This window comes from Thermoflexus hugenholtzii JAD2, assembly GCF_900187885.1.
GTDB classification, from domain to species: domain Bacteria; phylum Chloroflexota; class Anaerolineae; order Thermoflexales; family Thermoflexaceae; genus Thermoflexus; species Thermoflexus hugenholtzii.
Genome location: NZ_FYEK01000003.1, coordinates 201,429 through 217,682, shown reverse-complemented (window position 1 = coordinate 217,682; position 16,254 = coordinate 201,429). Strand labels below are relative to the sequence as shown.

10 protein-coding genes are annotated in these 16,254 nt (G+C 66.0%); 7 read left to right on the top strand and 3 right to left on the bottom strand.

The window, feature by feature from the left end; genetic code table 11:
• Window positions 1–216: 216 nt before the first annotated feature.
• The 4 genes from CFB18_RS01490 to CFB18_RS01475 all read left to right on the top strand — a co-directional run bounded on the left by CFB18_RS01490 (window position 217) and on the right by CFB18_RS01475 (window position 6,249).
• The gene (locus CFB18_RS01490; RefSeq protein ID WP_200808023.1) at window positions 217–783 is read left to right on the top strand and encodes a CHRD domain-containing protein; all 567 of its coding nucleotides are present in this window, start codon (window positions 217–219) and stop codon (window positions 781–783) included.
• 441 nt (window positions 784–1,224) lie between these two features.
• Entirely contained in the window at window positions 1,225–1,515 is a 291-nt protein-coding gene (locus CFB18_RS01485) for a GYD domain-containing protein (protein WP_088570034.1), read from the top strand.
• Between the two features lie 97 nt (window positions 1,516–1,612).
• A complete protein-coding gene (locus tag CFB18_RS01480) occupies window positions 1,613–2,512 on the top strand; it encodes a trypsin-like serine protease (RefSeq protein WP_200808022.1) in 900 nt (299 codons plus the stop codon).
• Between the two features lie 77 nt (window positions 2,513–2,589).
• Window positions 2,590–6,249: a 5'-nucleotidase C-terminal domain-containing protein gene (locus tag CFB18_RS01475; protein ID WP_143597468.1), complete on the top strand. Its 3,660-nt coding sequence runs from the start codon at window positions 2,590–2,592 to the stop codon at window positions 6,247–6,249.
• 64 nt (window positions 6,250–6,313) lie between these two features.
• Here CFB18_RS01475 and CFB18_RS01470 read toward each other — a convergent pair whose 3' ends face one another.
• From CFB18_RS01470 to CFB18_RS01460, 3 genes are all read right to left on the bottom strand, one after another.
• Entirely contained in the window at window positions 6,314–7,357 is a 1,044-nt protein-coding gene (locus CFB18_RS01470; RefSeq protein ID WP_088570032.1) for a hypothetical protein, read from the bottom strand.
• Entirely contained in the window at window positions 7,357–8,688 is a 1,332-nt protein-coding gene (locus CFB18_RS01465) for a cytochrome ubiquinol oxidase subunit I (RefSeq protein WP_088570031.1), read from the bottom strand. Before CFB18_RS01465 ends, CFB18_RS01470 begins: the two co-directional genes overlap by 1 nt.
• Window positions 8,689–8,867: 179 nt before the next feature.
• Complete coding sequence (locus CFB18_RS01460; protein ID WP_088570030.1) at window positions 8,868–10,610, bottom strand: ATP-dependent DNA ligase; 1,743 nt, start codon at window positions 10,608–10,610, stop codon at window positions 8,868–8,870.
• 302 nt (window positions 10,611–10,912) lie between these two features.
• Between CFB18_RS01460 and CFB18_RS16150 the strand changes: the two genes are divergently transcribed.
• From CFB18_RS16150 to CFB18_RS01445, 3 genes are all read left to right on the top strand, one after another.
• Entirely contained in the window at window positions 10,913–12,838 is a 1,926-nt protein-coding gene (locus tag CFB18_RS16150; RefSeq protein ID WP_088570029.1) for a cellulose biosynthesis cyclic di-GMP-binding regulatory protein BcsB, read from the top strand.
• Between the two features lie 113 nt (window positions 12,839–12,951).
• The gene (locus CFB18_RS01450) at window positions 12,952–14,817 is read left to right on the top strand and encodes a glycosyltransferase (RefSeq protein ID WP_088570028.1); all 1,866 of its coding nucleotides are present in this window, start codon (window positions 12,952–12,954) and stop codon (window positions 14,815–14,817) included.
• Window positions 14,789–16,252 carry a hypothetical protein gene (locus tag CFB18_RS01445; RefSeq protein WP_143597466.1) on the top strand — a complete coding sequence of 488 codons (1,464 nt, stop codon included), beginning with the start codon at window positions 14,789–14,791 and terminating at the stop codon, window positions 16,250–16,252. Before CFB18_RS01450 ends, CFB18_RS01445 begins: the two co-directional genes overlap by 29 nt.
• The last annotated feature ends 2 nt before the right edge of the window (window positions 16,253–16,254 follow it).

The following is a 16,254-nucleotide window of genomic DNA, read 5'->3' as shown; positions in this document are numbered from 1 at the left end:
CGTCGCTGACGCGGGGCAGCCACTTGGCTGCCCCGCGGTTTTCTTCATCGGATCGAGGGGGTAGGTCGGCGCTGCAGGAGGGGAATCCATGAAGCATTCGCTGGTTAAAATAATCTTACAAAAATTCGGTTAAAATTTCTGATATTGATGATTATCCTAATTTTGGACTAAAATTAGAGTCGGAGCTCACCTTCCGGGATCGGAAAGGAGGGGATGATGGGGCGTATACGGTGGCTGGGGATCCTGATGCTCCTTGGGCTCCTGGGGATGGCTCCGGTTCCTTCCTCACGGGCGATGGCCTCTGGGGGACGGGAGGCTTTCCCGGGGAATTTCGTCGCCGTCCTCTCGGGGAGCGAGGAAGTCCCGCCGGTGCCGACCCGGGCGCGGGGCGTGGCCCTGTTTGAGGTCGCGCCGGATGGATCGGCGATTCACTACAAGCTGATCGTTGCCAACATCCACAACGTGTTCATGGCCCACATCCACCTGGGCGCGCGCGGGGTCAACGGCCCGGTGGTGGTCTTTCTCTTCGGGCCGGTGCCGCCGGGCGGGGGCCGTTTCGACGGCGTGCTGGCGGAAGGGACGATCACCGCAGCTCACCTGACGGGCCCGCTGGCCGGGAAATCCCTTCATGACTTGCTCGAGGCGATGGCCAGCGGCAACGCCTATGTGAACGTGCACACTAACGATGGAAAAGATCCCCCCAACACCGGCCCCTGCGACATGCTTTCCGGGGAGATCCGAGGGCAGATCGATCACCGAGCCTTTCCAGCGTTCAAATCTTAATCTTAATCCTCTCGGTCGGGCGGGCCCGCTGGATGGTCGCGCTCTCAACCTCTATCTCCGCGTGTGAAAGCACCTCCCCTAAGAGGATCCTCAACCGGGTGGGGCGGACCTTCGGGGTCCGCCCCACCTTTAACTCCCGAGCGATGCATCCCTTCGGTTTGCTTGAATCCCGCACAAAGTCTCGCCAGTAAGGTTAAAATAAATTAACCATTTTGACTATTTTCAAACCCATGAATTTCGAGATCGCGATATAATTGGGCTGTGAAGAGTGCGATGGCAGGATCCCCGAATCCTGTGAGGGAGGGGAGCATGATCCTCCGTCGCTGGGTGAGTGCGGGCCAGATGGTTTTGAGTTTCAGCCCTCGCTCAAGTGCTGTGCCCGTTGTGCCTCCCCGAAAACGACCGCCACTTTTGAGTCCCTTCTTCTTGAGGCGGTGAGCGATGGCCTTCTATGCCATTCTCACGCGGCTCTCGCCGGAAGCCCTGGCTCGCCCGGGGGCGATCCAGGAGCTGGGCGCGAAGGTGAGCGAGGCCCTCCAGGCCCAGGTCCCGGAGGCCCGCTGGGTGGCCAGCTACGCCGTCCTCGGGCCGTGCGATTACCTGGACATCATCGAGGCGCCCAACGAGGAGGTGGCGGCCCGGGCCAGCGCGGTGATCCGCACTCTGGGTCACGCCACCACGGAGACCTGGGTGCTGATCCCCTGGGAGCGCTTCAAGGCCATCGCCCCATAGACGGCCCGGGGAGGACTGCGGCGGAGCCTGCCGCGGAAGACCGTCCGGTTTTTCGGTCGATGCCTGCTGTTTCCAAACCCTGTAGGAGGAGGTTCCCATGCGGTTCCGGATCCTGTTGATCCTGGCGCTGGTCCTGGGGATGGTGGGGCTGCTCCGCGCGGCCCCCGCTGCGGCCGTGCAATACGGCCAGCCAGATGGATACGGTCACCCCTACGTGGGCCTCGTGGTCTTCTATGATGAGGTCAAAGTCCCCCTTTGGCGCTGCACCGGGGCCCTGGTCTCGCCCACGGTGCTGCTGACGGCCGGCCACTGCACCGGCTTCGACCCCGAGCTCGGCTTCGCCCCCGCCTATGCCCAGGTCTGGTTCGATCCGGGGCCAATCGAACGGGATCCTGCCTGGGATCCTGGGGAGTCCTGCGAGGGCTCTTTCACCGGCTATCCCTGCGCTGGGGGATACTGGGGGACGCCCTATGCGCACCCCGAGTGGACCGGTTACCTCATCATCCCGAACACCCATGACATCGGGGTGGTGAGGTTCGAGGAGCCCCTCCCGGCGGACGCGACGCAGGGACAATATGGCCACATCGCCCCGGAGGGCTACCTGGACCGCCTGGCCACCCGGCGGGGGCTGCAGGACGTGCAGTTCACCGTGGTGGGCTACGGCCTGCAGCTGGTGAGGCCGTGGCTCCTCGCCGAGCGCACCCGCTATGTGGGGACGGTGAGCCTGGTCAACCTCCGCAGCGCCCTCACCGACGGCTACAACCTGCATTACTCCAATAGCCCCGGGAAGGGCGTGGGGCCGGGCGGCACCTGCTTCGGGGACTCCGGCGGGCCGGTGCTCCACCGCACAGAGGATGGGACGGAGGTGATCGTCGGGGTCAACTCCTTCGTCCTCAACGCCAACTGCAAGGGCGCCGCCTTCGCCTACCGGACGGATATCTCGGATTCGCTCGAGTTTCTGCTCGAGTTTCTGGAGGGATTCGGGATCGCGCCGTGAAGGCGATCCCCTCGGAGGCCCTTGGGGTGGCGGCCGCACGGCCGCCACCCTGTCCCCTCTTCCGAAAGGGGGTTGAGATGTTTGCCCATTCCGCACGCTGGATGCGCCGGGCGATGGCGCTGGCGGCGGCCGCGATGATCTGGGTCGGGGCGGTCCCGGCAGGGCCGGCGGCCTCGACCCCGCCGACCAAGCCCACGGTGGACCGCATCATCATCTTCGCCGCGGACGGGATGCGACCGGACCTGATGGAGCGTTACGCTCGGGAAAGGTTCATGCCGACCTTCGCCGAGCTCCTGCACCGGGGCGCGGTGGGGGAGAACGGCCTGATCCAGGCCTTCCCGCCCAACACCGGCGTGGGCTGGTATACCCTGGCCACGGGCACCGGCCCCGGCGAGCACGGCTCCACCAACAACACCTTCCACCGCACCGGGGATGCGTTCACCAGCAGGACCTCCTTCGCGACCTTCGGGATCCTCCAGGCGGACACCTTGCTCCAGGCAGCGGAGCGGGCCGGCAAGAAGGTCGCCTCCGTGGAGTGGGTGGGTGCCCGCAACCTGAATCCGCCTCTCCAGGGGCCGGTGGTGGATTACCGCAGCTTCTTCTCCATGCGGGGAGTCCTGGTGAACTACGACCTTCCCGGGCAGCCTGCCGGGGCTCAGGCCTTCGGTCTGGCTTACGAGCGGGTGGACCTCCAGCCGGCGGCGGGCTGGACGAACCTTCCCCCGTCCTTCAGCCCGCCGATGGAGACGGTGCTGGTGATCACCTCCACGGTGACCGCTGTGAACCCCCATCGGACGTATCACGTGCTGATCTACGACAGCACCGATGATGGGCGGATCACTTACGATCGGGTGATCCTGGACACCGATAAGGATGCGAGCGTGGTGGCCGCGAACCTTCGGCAGGGGGAGTGGGCGGATATCAAAGTCTCCCTCACCGGCCCCCGCGCAGGCCAGACCGCCGGCTTCTACGTCAAGGTGATCGATCTGACGTCGGACCTCTCCCGCTTCCGCCTTTACTTCACCTCGGTGACCCGGATCAACGCCTCCTTCAATGCTCGGGGCGCGGAGGGCTCCCGGGCCTTCGAGGAGACCCTCGCGCGGGACTTCCCGACGGCCACAGCGGCGGACTATGCGCCGCTGGAAGCCGGTCTGGTGGATGAGGAAACTTATGTGGAGCAGGGGCTGCTCTGGGAGGAAGCCCATCACCGCATCCTGGAATACATCCTCACCGTCGCCCAGCCGGACACGGAGGTCCTCTTCCTGGGCTATCCTGTCACCGATGAGTTCTCCCATCAGTTCATGGCCCTGGTGACCCCCATGGCGCCTGACGGGACGCCGAACCCGGTCTACGATGATGCGGACCGGGATGGGGTGCCCGATGGCCGGGTGGCGGTCCGGGAGGGCTTCATCCGCCGGGCCTATCAGGGGGCTGACGCCACCCTGGCCCTGGCCCGACGCCGGATGCCCGGCGCCGCCGTCTTCGTCTCCTCCGACCACGGCTTCGCCCCCCAGTGGAAGGCGGTCAACGCCCGCCGCGTGCTGTATGAGGCCAGCGTGAAGGGCGTCTCCCTGCACGCCAGCGGCGCCATGGCCACCAGCAACTGCGGCGCGGCGACCACAGACCTGGCCAAGGCCTGCTGGGCCGGTGGGACGGTGCAGATCTACGTGAACCCCTCATTGCCGCCCGGGATCACCTACGAGGAAGTGCGCAACGCGGCCATCGAGGCCTTCATGAACCTCCGGGATCCAGAAAACCCCTCGGCGAAGGTGGTGGATCGCATCTTCAAGAAAGAGGAGCTCCGGAACCTCCCCGGCGGGGATTCCCTGCATCCGAACCGCAGCGGGGACGTGGTGGTGGTGCTCTTCCCGCCCTACCAGTTCGACGCCCCCACGCCGGGCGTGAAGATCGCCGACGCCCCCTTCTTCGGGCAACACGGTTACATGCCGGACCTGGTGGACCTGGAGCACAACATCAATATGCACGCTGTCTTCGTCGCCGCCGGTCCGGGCATCCGCCCCATGCGGATCTCCGGCGTGCGGGCCATCGACTTCGCGCCCACCATCGCCTTCTACCTGGGGATCCCCGGGCCGCGCAACGCCAGCGGGCGCATCCTGTATGAGCTCTTCGAGGGGCAGGGCCGCACCCATCACGATGTGAAATGGAAAGAGATCACCATCCTGACCGTCAACGACTTCCACGGCAACCTGCTGCCGCGGAGCGAGCGGGCGGACACGGTGGGGCCTTTCTTCCCCATCGGCGGCGCGGCCTTCCTGAAGGCGTGGTTCGACCGGTTCCGGGCGGAGGCGCGCGGGGAGACCCTCCTCCTGGCCGCAGGGGACTCGGTGGGGGCCACCCCGCCCATCTCCAATTTCTTCGGGGACCGGCCGACCATTGAGATCTGGAACATGATGGGGCTCCATGCGGACGTCCTGGGGAACCATGAGTTCGACCGTGGGGCCACCTATCTGCGCACGGTCCTGATCCCGCTGGCGCGGTATCCCTATCTCTCCGCGAACGTGGTGGATCAGAGCACGTTGCGCACCCCGGCGGAGTGGAAGCCGTCCTGGGTCTTTGAGGTCGATGGGGTGCCCATCGGCGTGATCGGCTTCACCACCCCGGATACTCCTCAGTTGGTCTTCCCCGGCCGGATGGAGAACTTCATCGTCACCGATCCCCTGCCAGCCATCCAGCGGGAGGCGGACCGGCTGCGCGCCCGTGGGGTCCGGGTGATCGTCGGGGTCGGGCATCTGGGCGCGATGGGCCCGCTGGATGCGCCGACCGGGCCGCTGATTGATCTGGCGGATCAGGTGCGGGGGTTCGACCTGCTGATCGGCGGCCACACCCATGCGCTGGTGAACACCTTGCGGCCCAACGGGGTCCTCGTTGTCGAGAGCCTGGAATACGGGCGCCGCTTCACCCGGGTCCGGCTGGTGGTGGATGCGGACACGCGGCGCGTGGTCTACAAGACCGCCGATTATCATCTCCCATGGAACATCGGCATGGCTCCTGATCCGGCCATCCAGGCCCGTCTGGACGAACTGCAGGCGGAGCTCGCGCCCATCCTCAACCAGGTCGTCGGCCTCTCAAGGGTCGCCATCCCGCGGGCGGACGCCTGTGGCAACCCGCTGGGTCGCACCTGCGAGTCGAGGATCGGGAACCTGGTGACGGACGCCATGCGGTTCACGTATGGGGTGGATTTCGCCGTCACCAACTCTGGGGGCCTGCGGGCGGATCTCACCCGGATGGGCGATGTGGATGCGGCGACCGGGTTCTTCAACATCCGACGGGGATACATCCTGGAGGTGCTGCCCTTCGGCAACGTGGTGGTGACCCTTCAGGTCAACGGTGCGGAGCTCAAGGCCATCCTGGAGAACGGCGTCTCCCGCATGCCCGCCGCGGACGGCCGGTTCCCTCAGGTCTCGGGTCTGTGCTTCACCTATAACATCGGCGCGCCGGCCGGCAGCCGAGTGGTGAGCGCCGTGCGCCAGGCGGCGGATGGCTCCTGCACCGGCCCCGCCGTGGACTTCTCCACCGCGGCGACCTACACCATCGCTATGAACGACTTCATGGCCTCAGGCGGGGATGGCTATCCGGTGCTGATCGGCCGGGCTTACACCCGCGAGCTGATGGACCAGGTCCTGGAGGCTTACGTTCAGGCCACCAGCCCAGTGGCCCCGGCCATCCAGGGTCGCATCGTCTGCACCGGGACCGGATGCCCGACCGTGACACCGTAGCGGATGCAAACAAGCTGGGGGGGAGTCGGCAGGCTCCCCCCCCAGCCCATTGACGAGGTCTGGATTAAGGAGCCTCCCGCACCCGAACCCAGGCCGTGCGGAGGATCCAGGCTAAGACGCCGAGCCCCAGAAGGAGGGTGACCAGGAAGAGGGCCACGCTTCCCCATTCCCCACGCACGGGAACTTGCCCCAAATCCACCCACTGACCGATCTCCGCAGCTTGGACAACTTGCCGAGCGATGGCGTTGCTCAGGAGCACGCCGAGCTGCGCGAGAATGAGCGCCCCCGCCGCCCCACGACCCGGACGGACCCCATAGAGCCCGGCGAGCAGGGTCGCGAGGGGCATGCTGAAGGCTGCCGCCCCCTGCAGCGCCGCCGGCAGCCGATCCGCCACCGTCGGCGCGTAAAGGCTCCCGGCCAGGCCGAAGAGCCCCAGGCCGATGACATATAGCAGAGGGACCAGCGGCCGGACCTGGGCAGCAAATTCCGAATCCCGGCGCCCGAAACCGGCGAGCCCGGCCAGGAAGGCCGCCACCGTGCCGAAGGCCATCCCCGCCATCAGCCCCAGCCGGAGGAGCGCCTCCCGATCCAGGGCGAGGGCGAATCCGTGGACGGCGCCCCCTGTCGCCGTGGCGCGGAAGATCCCCATCCATCCCTCGGGCTGGGCGGTCAGCGTCATGGCCGCGGCGAACTGGGCGCCGATCCACGTCAGCAGGAGCGCGGCGATCAGGCTGGCGAGGACCCGCCAGCGCCCGAAGGCCGCCAGGTAAACCGCGGTGTAGGCGATGAGGAGCAGCGGGATGATCAGGAACCAGAACCAGGCCTGCAGGATGGTGGCCGGGTAGAAGAACTGGGGATAGAGGGTCTGCAGGAAGAGCAGCGGGACGATGCCGGCGTTGATCCCGAAGGCCATGGCGAAGGGCATGGCGGCGATCAGGCGCTCGGCGACATGGGGACGGAACCGCCAGAGGACCACTGCGACCGGCAGCCCGGCGAGCCAGAGCTGCATGAAGGCCATGTGCAGGAAGAAGCCGAAGACCTTAAGGGCGAACAGGTAACCGGCCGGGATCGGCATCCCCAGGGGATCGGGCTTCGGGATGGGAGGCATCACGGCCCTCCTTTCTGCAACGTGACGAGATAGGCGATCAGGGCCTCCCGCTCCGCCTCGTTCCCCAGCCACGGCGGCATGGCCGGGTTGGTCCGATGCAGATGCCGGACGGCATCAGCGATGATCTCCGAGGTCCAGGGCTGGATCAGCGGGCGCATCCCGTTGTAGCCATCCAGGGCGTGACACGCGGCGCAATGATAGTTGTAAAGGGCTTCCCCGACCTGAACCTTCAGGGGCTCCGGCAGGCGGGCCGGATCCCGCAGGGCTTCCTCCGGCAACCCCAGATTCTCCTGCAGATATCGTTGCAACCAGGGGGAATGAGCGATGAGGCCGTCCCGTTGCAGCGTGGGGACCTCCGCGACGCGGACGCCTGGGGAGAAAATGTAGCCCTCAATGCGATACGGTTTGCGCGCTCCTTCCCGGAGGAACTCCCCGCTGGTGATGGCCACTGCGCCGATGAGGAGCATCAGCAGCGCCTCCGGCGGGTTGATCCAGCGGCCGCCCCGCAGGTGACCCAGGCCGAAGGCCGTCAAGGCGATCAGCGTGGCCCCGAAATTCAAAGCGGTCATGATCAGCAGCAGCGGCGCCCGGATCATGTTCAGCCGCGCGTGATCCGGCAGCACGGCGAAGTAGCCGAGCCCGCCCACCAGGATCAGCGCCATGCCCGCCATGGCCCAGCGGGAGAGGCGAGGGACCATCTCCTCGCGCAAGGGCTCCGGGGCCCGGAAGGAGAGGTGCACCCCGATCCACAAGGCGGCGATGGCCAGCGACCCGCTGGTCCGGATCAGCACCTGGGGCAGGAAGGAGGGGTTGAAGAAGGCGGTGAAGAAATCCCGCTCCGGGGTCCAGCGGCCTGTCGTGAGCATGAAGGAGGTGATCCCGGTGATGAGCACGAGGCTGAGCCAGGCCGAGGCGGCGTAGATCCAGCCCATCGCCATGTGCTCCCGGGGCCGCAGCCGATCCCAGAGGTAATAAAAGGCGAAGGCAGAGACGATCTCCAGGACGAAGACCACCCACTCGGTCGCCCAGCCGAAGACGAAGACGTGGATGAGGGCGCTGGTGCTCTCCGGCGCGGTGAGCCCGATGGTCCACCAGATGCCCACCCCGGTGACGGCCCCGAAGACAATCGTGAGCAGCACGAAGAAGCGGGCGAGATCCCGCAGGTAAGCCAGGATGTCTGCCCGACGATGCCGATAGGCCCACGTCACGCCGTCCGCCAGGAGGAAGCCGCCCCCGACGGCGAACTGGGCGACGATCACATGGGGAATTGCCACCAGGGGGATCAGCATGGGGGCCGTGAGGAAGGGAACCACCCAGACCGGATATTCCATCGAGAATCTGCCTCCGTGGCCATGGGATCCGCCGTCCCGCCCGATCCCTGGCGCGTTGCGATGGCCCCCCTGCTGGTTTCCACCGGTGAATTCCTCTTAAGGCATATCGCGAAATTGGGCGCGCGACCACCGAGCGACTACGGAGCCGAAGCGCTCATAGAGGGTGCACCGCTCCGGGATCATCCGGCCAGCTGCACTCGCTTCTGCATCTGGAACATGGAGAGGATCTCCTTCACCGTGGTCGCGTCCTCCGGGCCTTTGTCCTCCCGGATCCACCCCACCACCCGTGGGAAGCGCAGGGCGTAGCCGGGCTCCTCGTCGGTCCGGCCACAGGTGTGGACCGGCGAGCGGGTGATCTCGTCGGCCAGCACCGTCAGCACATAGCGAGGCTCCACCCACACATCGGCATCCAGGAGGGACTCCACCCGGGCCGGCCGGTGCTCCACGCGGATGGCATCCAGCATCTCCCGGAGCCGCACCCATTCCTCCTCGGTGAGGCCGCTGCCGATCTTGGCCACCGTCTTGAAGGTGTCCGAATCGGGATCGTAAACCGCACCCAGCAGGGCCCCGATGCCGAGCTTCGCTCGCATCCCCCGACCCCGGAAGTAACCTACCACCACGACGTCGATGGTATCCGTCAGCTCGCCTTTGTAGGAGCGCTTGAGCTTGATCCAGTGGAACCCGCGGGCCCCCGCCTGATAGGGGGCGTCCAGGCGCTTGGCCACGATCCCCTCCATGCCCCGGGCGATGGCCTCGTCGAAAAACCGCTGGATCGCCCGCGGGTCGTCCGTGACGATGCGATCCACCAGGCGGATGCGGCCGTCGGGACGGATCCGCCGGGAGAGGGCCTCGAAGCGCGCGGAGTAGGACTCCGGGGTGTAATCGTGGCCGTCGGCGTAGAGGAGATCGAAGGCGAACAGGACCAGCGGGTATTCCCGCATCATCTCCTCCACACCATGCTTGCGCTTGCGCTGGACGGTCACCTGGAAAGGATAGATCTCGCCGGTCTCCTCGTTGACGGCCACCGCCTCGCCCTCCAGGATGGCCTCCCGGGCGTCGATCTGCTGGCGGACCGCTTCGATGAGCTCGGGGAACATGGGGGTGGTGCGCTCCAGGTTTCGGGAGAAGATCTCCACCCGGTCCCCGTCCTTGTGGATCTGACAGCGGAACCCATCCAGCTTCACCTCGACGGCGCACCGGCCCAGCTTCCCGACGATTTCCTCGGCGCTGGGGAGCCGCTCGGCCAGGGCAGGGCGGATCGGATGCCCGACGCGGATGCGGAAGGCGCGGATCCCCTCGATGCCCTGCTCGAAGAGGGTGCGGGCCACCAGGCCCAGGTCGGAGCACAGGTTATACGCCCGCTCCAGCTCCGGGCGCAGGCTGCGGTCGCCGGCCACCGCCTTCGACAGAGCGTCCAGGATGGTAGGGTCGCCCACGCCCAGACGCAAGCGCCCCAGGACGAAGCGGGCGATGTAGCGGGCCTCCTTGGGGGAGGAGGCCTGGAGGAGCTCCGCCAGCATCCCCACCTTGCGCTCCACGCTGCCCTCCCCGGTGGTCTCCGCAATGCGCAGGAGGGTCTCATAGACCTCCGAGACACGGAGGCCGGCGGAGCGGGCGTTCCGCTGTCGGAGCAGCTCCTCGACCACCAGCCCCGGATCCCCGCGCTCCTTGTTCAGCCGGCTGACCTGCGCCTCCGTTGCCTCGGTGGCCCGGGCGATGGCCCGCAGGATCAGCTTCTCGGCCATGCCGATCTCAACCCCGCGGAAGGGCGGCAGCAGCTGCTCCTGGCAGAAGTAGACCACTTTGTCGATCTCCTCCCGGTCGCACGCCCGGAAGAGCTCGCTGAGGATATCGAACATCTCCAGGCGCTTGGTCGTGGCCTCCAATCGCTCGAAATACTCCACCAGCTCCGCGAACCGCATCGGCCGGTCTCCTGATGCTTGAGGGTGAGAGCTCGTCACTCTCATGATAATCCAAACGGGCGAGCGGGCACTCCGCCATCCTCTCGGGCCGGACAGCCCTATGTTCCCTTTCTTGGAGATGGAGGGAGCAAACGTGAAGCTGTGGACAGATCCGAAGATAAGCGCCTGGCTTGAGGGTTTGTCTATAATGTCTACAGTTGGAGGGCATGATCCTGCACTCATCATCTGGAACGGTGGGTCCCATGAGAGCGTTGAAGCAATCAGCCAAACGTTGGGTCCTTGCCTTGTCTCTGGTGGGCTTCGTGCGTTTCCCTTCCCTTTCGATCCCGACGAGTCCCCTTCAGGAGGGTTCGCCGGCGGCATGGGAGATCTCCCTCCGGGAGCTGGGGGTTTCGGAGCCTCTGGTGCTGAGCGCGCCTTCCGGGGAGCAGTGGGTGACGATCCCGGTGCCGCAGGGCCTGCGGCCGGTCGAGCTGATCGGTCGCCTGCGCAGCACGCCCGGCCTGAACGGCGGGCGGCTGGAGATCGGGGATGGCGTGCGCACGTTGACCTGGGTCCCGCTGGGGCTGGCCGAGCGGACGTTGACGGTCTCCTTGCGGGGGGCGCCGGTGACCCGGGGGCGGTTGACGCTGGTGTGGCGGCTGATCCCCCCGCCGCGGCTGGACATCTGCGCGGCGGGCTCCAGCGAGCGGGTGGAGCTGGAGGACCTGCGGGTGCGTCTGGAAGGATCCCCGGAGCCGCCCCGGACGATCGCCGGATTCTGGCCGCCGGATCTGCGCGTGCTGGAGATCAACCTTCCCGCGGATCCCGGGCCGGAAGAGGCGACGGCGGCCTTGCGCTTGGTCGCCCTCGGCGCGCGTTTGGCCGGCCGGCATCCCCTGACGGTCTCCATTCAGTTGGGGGAGGGGGCCTTTGCAGGCGCAGCGGATCCCTGGCGTCGTCGGATCGAGATCCGCCGGGGGGAGGCTCGCCTTCGTCTGCGTTTCGATGCGGAGGACGCGTTCCCGGCTCTGGAGATCCAGGCCCCACCGGAGCGGGTGGTGGAGCTGGCGGAGGGGGTGATCCGGTATGGGGAGGTGATGGCGTTTCCGGAGGTGATCCCGCAACGGATCGCTCCCGCTGAGGAGGGCATATCCGGGCCGGTGACCCTGGCCGAGCTCGGCTGGCCTCAGATTCAGATGCGGGGTTCGGGGCCGATGGAGGCCCGGCTGTTCCTCTCCCAGGCGGATCTCGGCGGCCCGGTTCGAGGAGTGCGCCTGCGCCTCGTCGGCCGCGCCACCCCGGTTCCGGAGGGTGGGACGGCGAGCCTGTTGGTCTTCCTGAACGGGGGGCTGGTGGCGGCGGAGCCGCTGCCGGTCGGCGCCTTCGATCGGCGGATCGCGTTTCCGGATGGGTTGTGGCGGCGGGACAACACAGTGAGCGTCCGGGTGGATTACACGCCGCCGGGAGGGGAGTGTCGGGTGGGGGCGCATCCGATCATGGTGTTCATCGATGGGCGCTCGAGCCTGGAGTTTCAGCGGGGGCAGAATCTGCCGCCGGGCTTCGAGCGCTTCCCCCAGAGCTTGATGCCGGGGTTTGGGGTGGGCCTGCGTCCGCTGAACGCGTCGACCCTTCAGGCGGCGGCGGATCTGGTGGTGATGTTGCAGCAGGCGACGCGTCGTCCCCTGCGTCCGGAGGTGCGTCCATGGGAGGAGGCGGTGCGGACCTCCGGGGGGCTGGCGCTGATCACGGAGGAGGCGGAGGGGCTGGCGGGCCTGGATCTGCCGCTGGATCCTCGTCCGTTTCGGTTGGTGGATGTGGACGGGCGGGAGGGGTTCCGGGTGGATCCGGGGCGTGCGTTTCTGGTTCTGGAGGCCTTCGAGGATCGGGGGAGGGAGGTGCTGGTGCTGACGCGATGGGGGCGGGAGGTGGATCTCGGCCGATGGGTGGAGGGGATGGACCGGGAGCTGGGGTGGTTTGGGTTACAGGGGGATGTGTGGCTGTGGCCGGTGGGGAGCGAGCCGGTGGCGTGGCGGGTGCGGGGGAGTGGGTGGCGAGTGGAGCCGTTGCCGCCGGTGGGGGGAGGGGTGTGGGAGCGACTCTGGCCGTGGGCACTGGGGGTGGTGCTGGTGGGGGTGCTGGGGTTTTTGATCTGGGCGTATCCGCGGGTCGTGCGGAGGCGGCCGGCGGGTTTAGAGGGGTCCGGGCGCCCCGCGGATTCGCATAGTCATAAACCGGGATCTGGATAAAGAGGGCCGAAGGGCCAGCCCAGAACGGGTTCGCATAGCCATACAGAATCCATCGATGGCCTTCGATTCCAGCATCCCAAACCCTCGCAATCCCGGGCCAACGATCTCCAGCCATGGAAGGCATTCTGGAACAGACTTCTCATCGTCCGCTTCGACTGGGGGAGGCGCTGGTCGCCCGCGGCCTGCTCCGCCCGGAAGATCTGGAATGGGCGCTGGAGATCCAGGCCCGCACCCGGGAGCCGCTCGGACAGATCCTCCTGTCCCGCGGCCTGGTGCGCCGCTACGACCTCTACCGCACGCTGGCCGAGCTCTGGGGAATCCCCTTTGTGGACCTCCTCCAGGAGCCTCCCGACATGGAACTGCTCCACCAGTTCCCACCGGAGCAGATGCTGGCCCACCAGTTGATCCCCCTCCGCCAGCTAGAAGAAGGCCTGGAGATCGCCACTGCTCGCCGGCCGGACCCCATCGTCCTGGAAGAAGCCCAACGCTTGTTCGGACAACCCATCGCCCGGATCCGAGCCACCACTGAATGGGATATCCGGCAGATCCTGCTTCGAGCCTTCCGAACGGAGATCCTCACCACCGCCACCTATGGCCTTTGCTACCGCCGGCCAGAGGAGTCCGCCCACACGGTTTTCACCCGCGGTCAGTTCTTAGTCATGACGCTGCTTCTCGTCGGAACTCTCCTCGCCCTGGGCATCGCCCCCCGAGCAACCCTGATCGCCATCAATGCTGCGATCAATATCTTTTTCCTCGCAAGCATTCTCTTCAAATTCGCCGTCTCAATGGTAGGCGCCCGCTACGAGCGGGAGATCGCAATCCGGGAAGAAGACATCCGGACCTTGAAAGATGACGAGCTTCCTCGCTACACGATCCTGGTTCCGGTATATCGGGAGGCCGAGATCATCCAGACGTTGCTGACCAATCTGGCCCGCCTGGATTACCCGAGGGAAAAGCTGGAGATCCTCCTCCTGCTGGAGGAAGATGACCAAGAAACCCTGGAGGCAGCCAAAGCCGCGCGCCCTCCCGGGAACGTCTACTTCATCCGGATCCCGAACGCAATTCCCCGGACGAAACCCAAAGCCTGCAACGTCGGCCTGTTCTTTGCCACGGGGGATTACCTAGTGATCTACGACGCAGAGGATCAGCCAGAACCTGACCAGCTGAAGAAAGCCGTGCTAGCCTTCCGGAAAGGCGGAGAACGGCTCGCATGCGTCCAGGCCGCCTTGAACTATTTCAACGCAAGAGAGAACTTCCTGACCCGCATGTTCACCCTGGAATACTCATACTGGTTCGACTACATGCTTCCCGGTCTACACCGACTGGGGCTACCGATTCCTCTTGGCGGGACCAGCAATCATTTCCCCACCGAACGGCTGCGCATGCTCGGCGGCTGGGATCCTTTCAACGTCACCGAGGACGCTGACCTGGGGATCCGGGCCGCCGTAGAGGGCTGGGAGGTTGGGGTCATCCCCAGCACCACCTACGAAGAGGCCAACACTCAGGTCAGAAACTGGATCCGCCAGCGCTCCCGCTGGATCAAAGGCTACATGCAAACCACCCTAGTTCACACGCGAAACCCATGGCAGCTGATCCGACGCGTGGGGCTCCGGAAAGCTGCCGGCTTCCTCCTGCTGGTGGGCGGAACCCCACTGACCTTTCTGTCCGCGCCCTGGATGTGGGCCATGTTCCTATGGTGGATCATCACACAAACCCGCACCCTGGATCCCTTCTTCCCACCCCCGGTTCTTTACATCAGTCTCTTGAATCTACTGTTTGGCAACGCCATCGCAATTTACCTGAACATGCTGGCCGGCTTCAAACGAGGGAATTATGACCTGATCCCATGGGCCTTGCTGACGCCTGTATACTGGGTTCTGCACAGTATCGCCGCCTACAAGGCGCTCTGGCAGCTCTTCACCCGGCCCTTCTACTGGGAGAAAACCCGCCATGGGATCAGCCACTGGCTACGGCGGTAGAACCCTGAGCATGAACAGCCGCGCACATCCCTGGATGGAGAGACTCCGAGAGGGGCTCACCATCGGGATCCTGAGCACGCCCTTTCTCATCACCGGGCTGGCAACACTCCAGGTCGGGTTCCTGAGCAACGAACACGCCCATCTCATCGAGAAGGCCCTGCTGATCCGGGATCGAGGACGGGTGGAATGGATCGGATTCGCCTACCCGCCATTACCCGCCCTGATGCTTCTCATCCATCCCTCCCCGACAACCGCCACCGCCCTGGCCAGCCTCCTCGGAGGCCTGCTGGCCTGGAGCGTGTGGAAACGCCTCGAAATCCTCTCCTTTCCCGCCTGGATCCGAGCCGGACTCCTGCTGAGCGCCATCGCCACCCCCACCAGCCTGTTCCTGGCCACCCAGCGTCTGGGGATGATCTGCGCCCTGCTTCTCTTCTTCTGGTCCTGGCGCTTGTATTTGGCATTCACCCGGCATGGGCGGACCGACGCCGCCTTCCTCTCCGCTTTACTGATCGGATTCAGCTTTTATGCCAGCTTCTATGCCCCCGCCTTCGCCATCGCCTTCGCCCTCTCCACCCCCCTCTTCACACGCCTGCACGGGATCCGACATGGGATCGCCATCCTGCTGGTCATGCTCTTCCCCTCCGCCTTATCCGTCGGCGCATGGATGTATCTGGCATGGCTGTTCACCGGCGCGCCACTGGGATTCCTCTATGAGCCAGGCTCCAGCCTGCTGGCCGCCCTGCGCCCGGAGGAAGCGTTCCTTTCTCCCGCTCCCATGGGTCGAGAGATCCTGGAAAGACTGATCAGCACCCCCCTATATATCGGGACCGGCCTGCTGATCGCGCGGCGACAGCCCCGACGCCTGCCCGCCTACCTGATCCCCCTGGCCCTGAACCTGATCGCCTGGAACCTGGGCTGGGCCTTCCCCCGCGAACTGAGCCTGAGCCTCTGGATCCTCTTTGCCCTCTCCGGGATCCCCGCCCGAACCCCTCGGCGCTGGGGACTCCCCCTGCTCCTCCTGGCATTGCTCCAGATCCCCGCCGGATGGTTCGCAACCCGCCAGGGGGAGATGGAACGCTGGTGGACCGTCGTGTTTGAGAAACACTCGCCTGAGATGGAAACCGTGGAGCGAGAGATCGCAACCTATCTACGATCGCAGACCTGCAGCAGCGTGCTCACAGATGATCGACATGCCTATCGGATCATCGCCATGGCCGGCACCGCATGCCCCTTCATCCTTCCCCCTGATCCGATCTTCGACCTGGCCGTGAGCCAGCCCGCCCGGTTCGCCGCTTACGTTCTCGTCCCGGACACGGAGGATGGATTCCCCACACCTCTGGAGACCCGCTACCGCCAGCGCCCTCCCACCGGATTCCGGCTGGAGATCACCTGGCCGGGGTGGAAGCTTTACCGCAGGGTGAGCCCTGACGAGTAAGG

What these genes read in the sequence shown, in the direction of transcription:
- CFB18_RS01465 (WP_088570031.1), bottom strand. Translation starts at nt 8,688, where the DNA reads ATGGAATATCCGGTCTGGGTGGTTCCCTTCCTCACGGCCCCCATGCTG.
- CFB18_RS01480 (WP_200808022.1), top strand. Translation starts at nt 1,613, where the DNA reads ATGCGGTTCCGGATCCTGTTGATCCTGGCGCTGGTCCTGGGGATGGTG.
- CFB18_RS01475 (WP_143597468.1), top strand. Translation starts at nt 2,590, where the DNA reads ATGTTTGCCCATTCCGCACGCTGGATGCGCCGGGCGATGGCGCTGGCG.
- CFB18_RS01450 (WP_088570028.1), top strand. Translation starts at nt 12,952, where the DNA reads ATGGAAGGCATTCTGGAACAGACTTCTCATCGTCCGCTTCGACTGGGG.
- CFB18_RS01470 (WP_088570032.1), bottom strand. Translation starts at nt 7,357, where the DNA reads ATGCCTCCCATCCCGAAGCCCGATCCCCTGGGGATGCCGATCCCGGCC.
- CFB18_RS01445 (WP_143597466.1), top strand. Translation starts at nt 14,789, where the DNA reads ATGGGATCAGCCACTGGCTACGGCGGTAGAACCCTGAGCATGAACAGC.
- CFB18_RS01460 (WP_088570030.1), bottom strand. Translation starts at nt 10,610, where the DNA reads ATGCGGTTCGCGGAGCTGGTGGAGTATTTCGAGCGATTGGAGGCCACG.
- CFB18_RS01485 (WP_088570034.1), top strand. Translation starts at nt 1,225, where the DNA reads ATGGCCTTCTATGCCATTCTCACGCGGCTCTCGCCGGAAGCCCTGGCT.
- CFB18_RS01490 (WP_200808023.1), top strand. Translation starts at nt 217, where the DNA reads ATGGGGCGTATACGGTGGCTGGGGATCCTGATGCTCCTTGGGCTCCTG.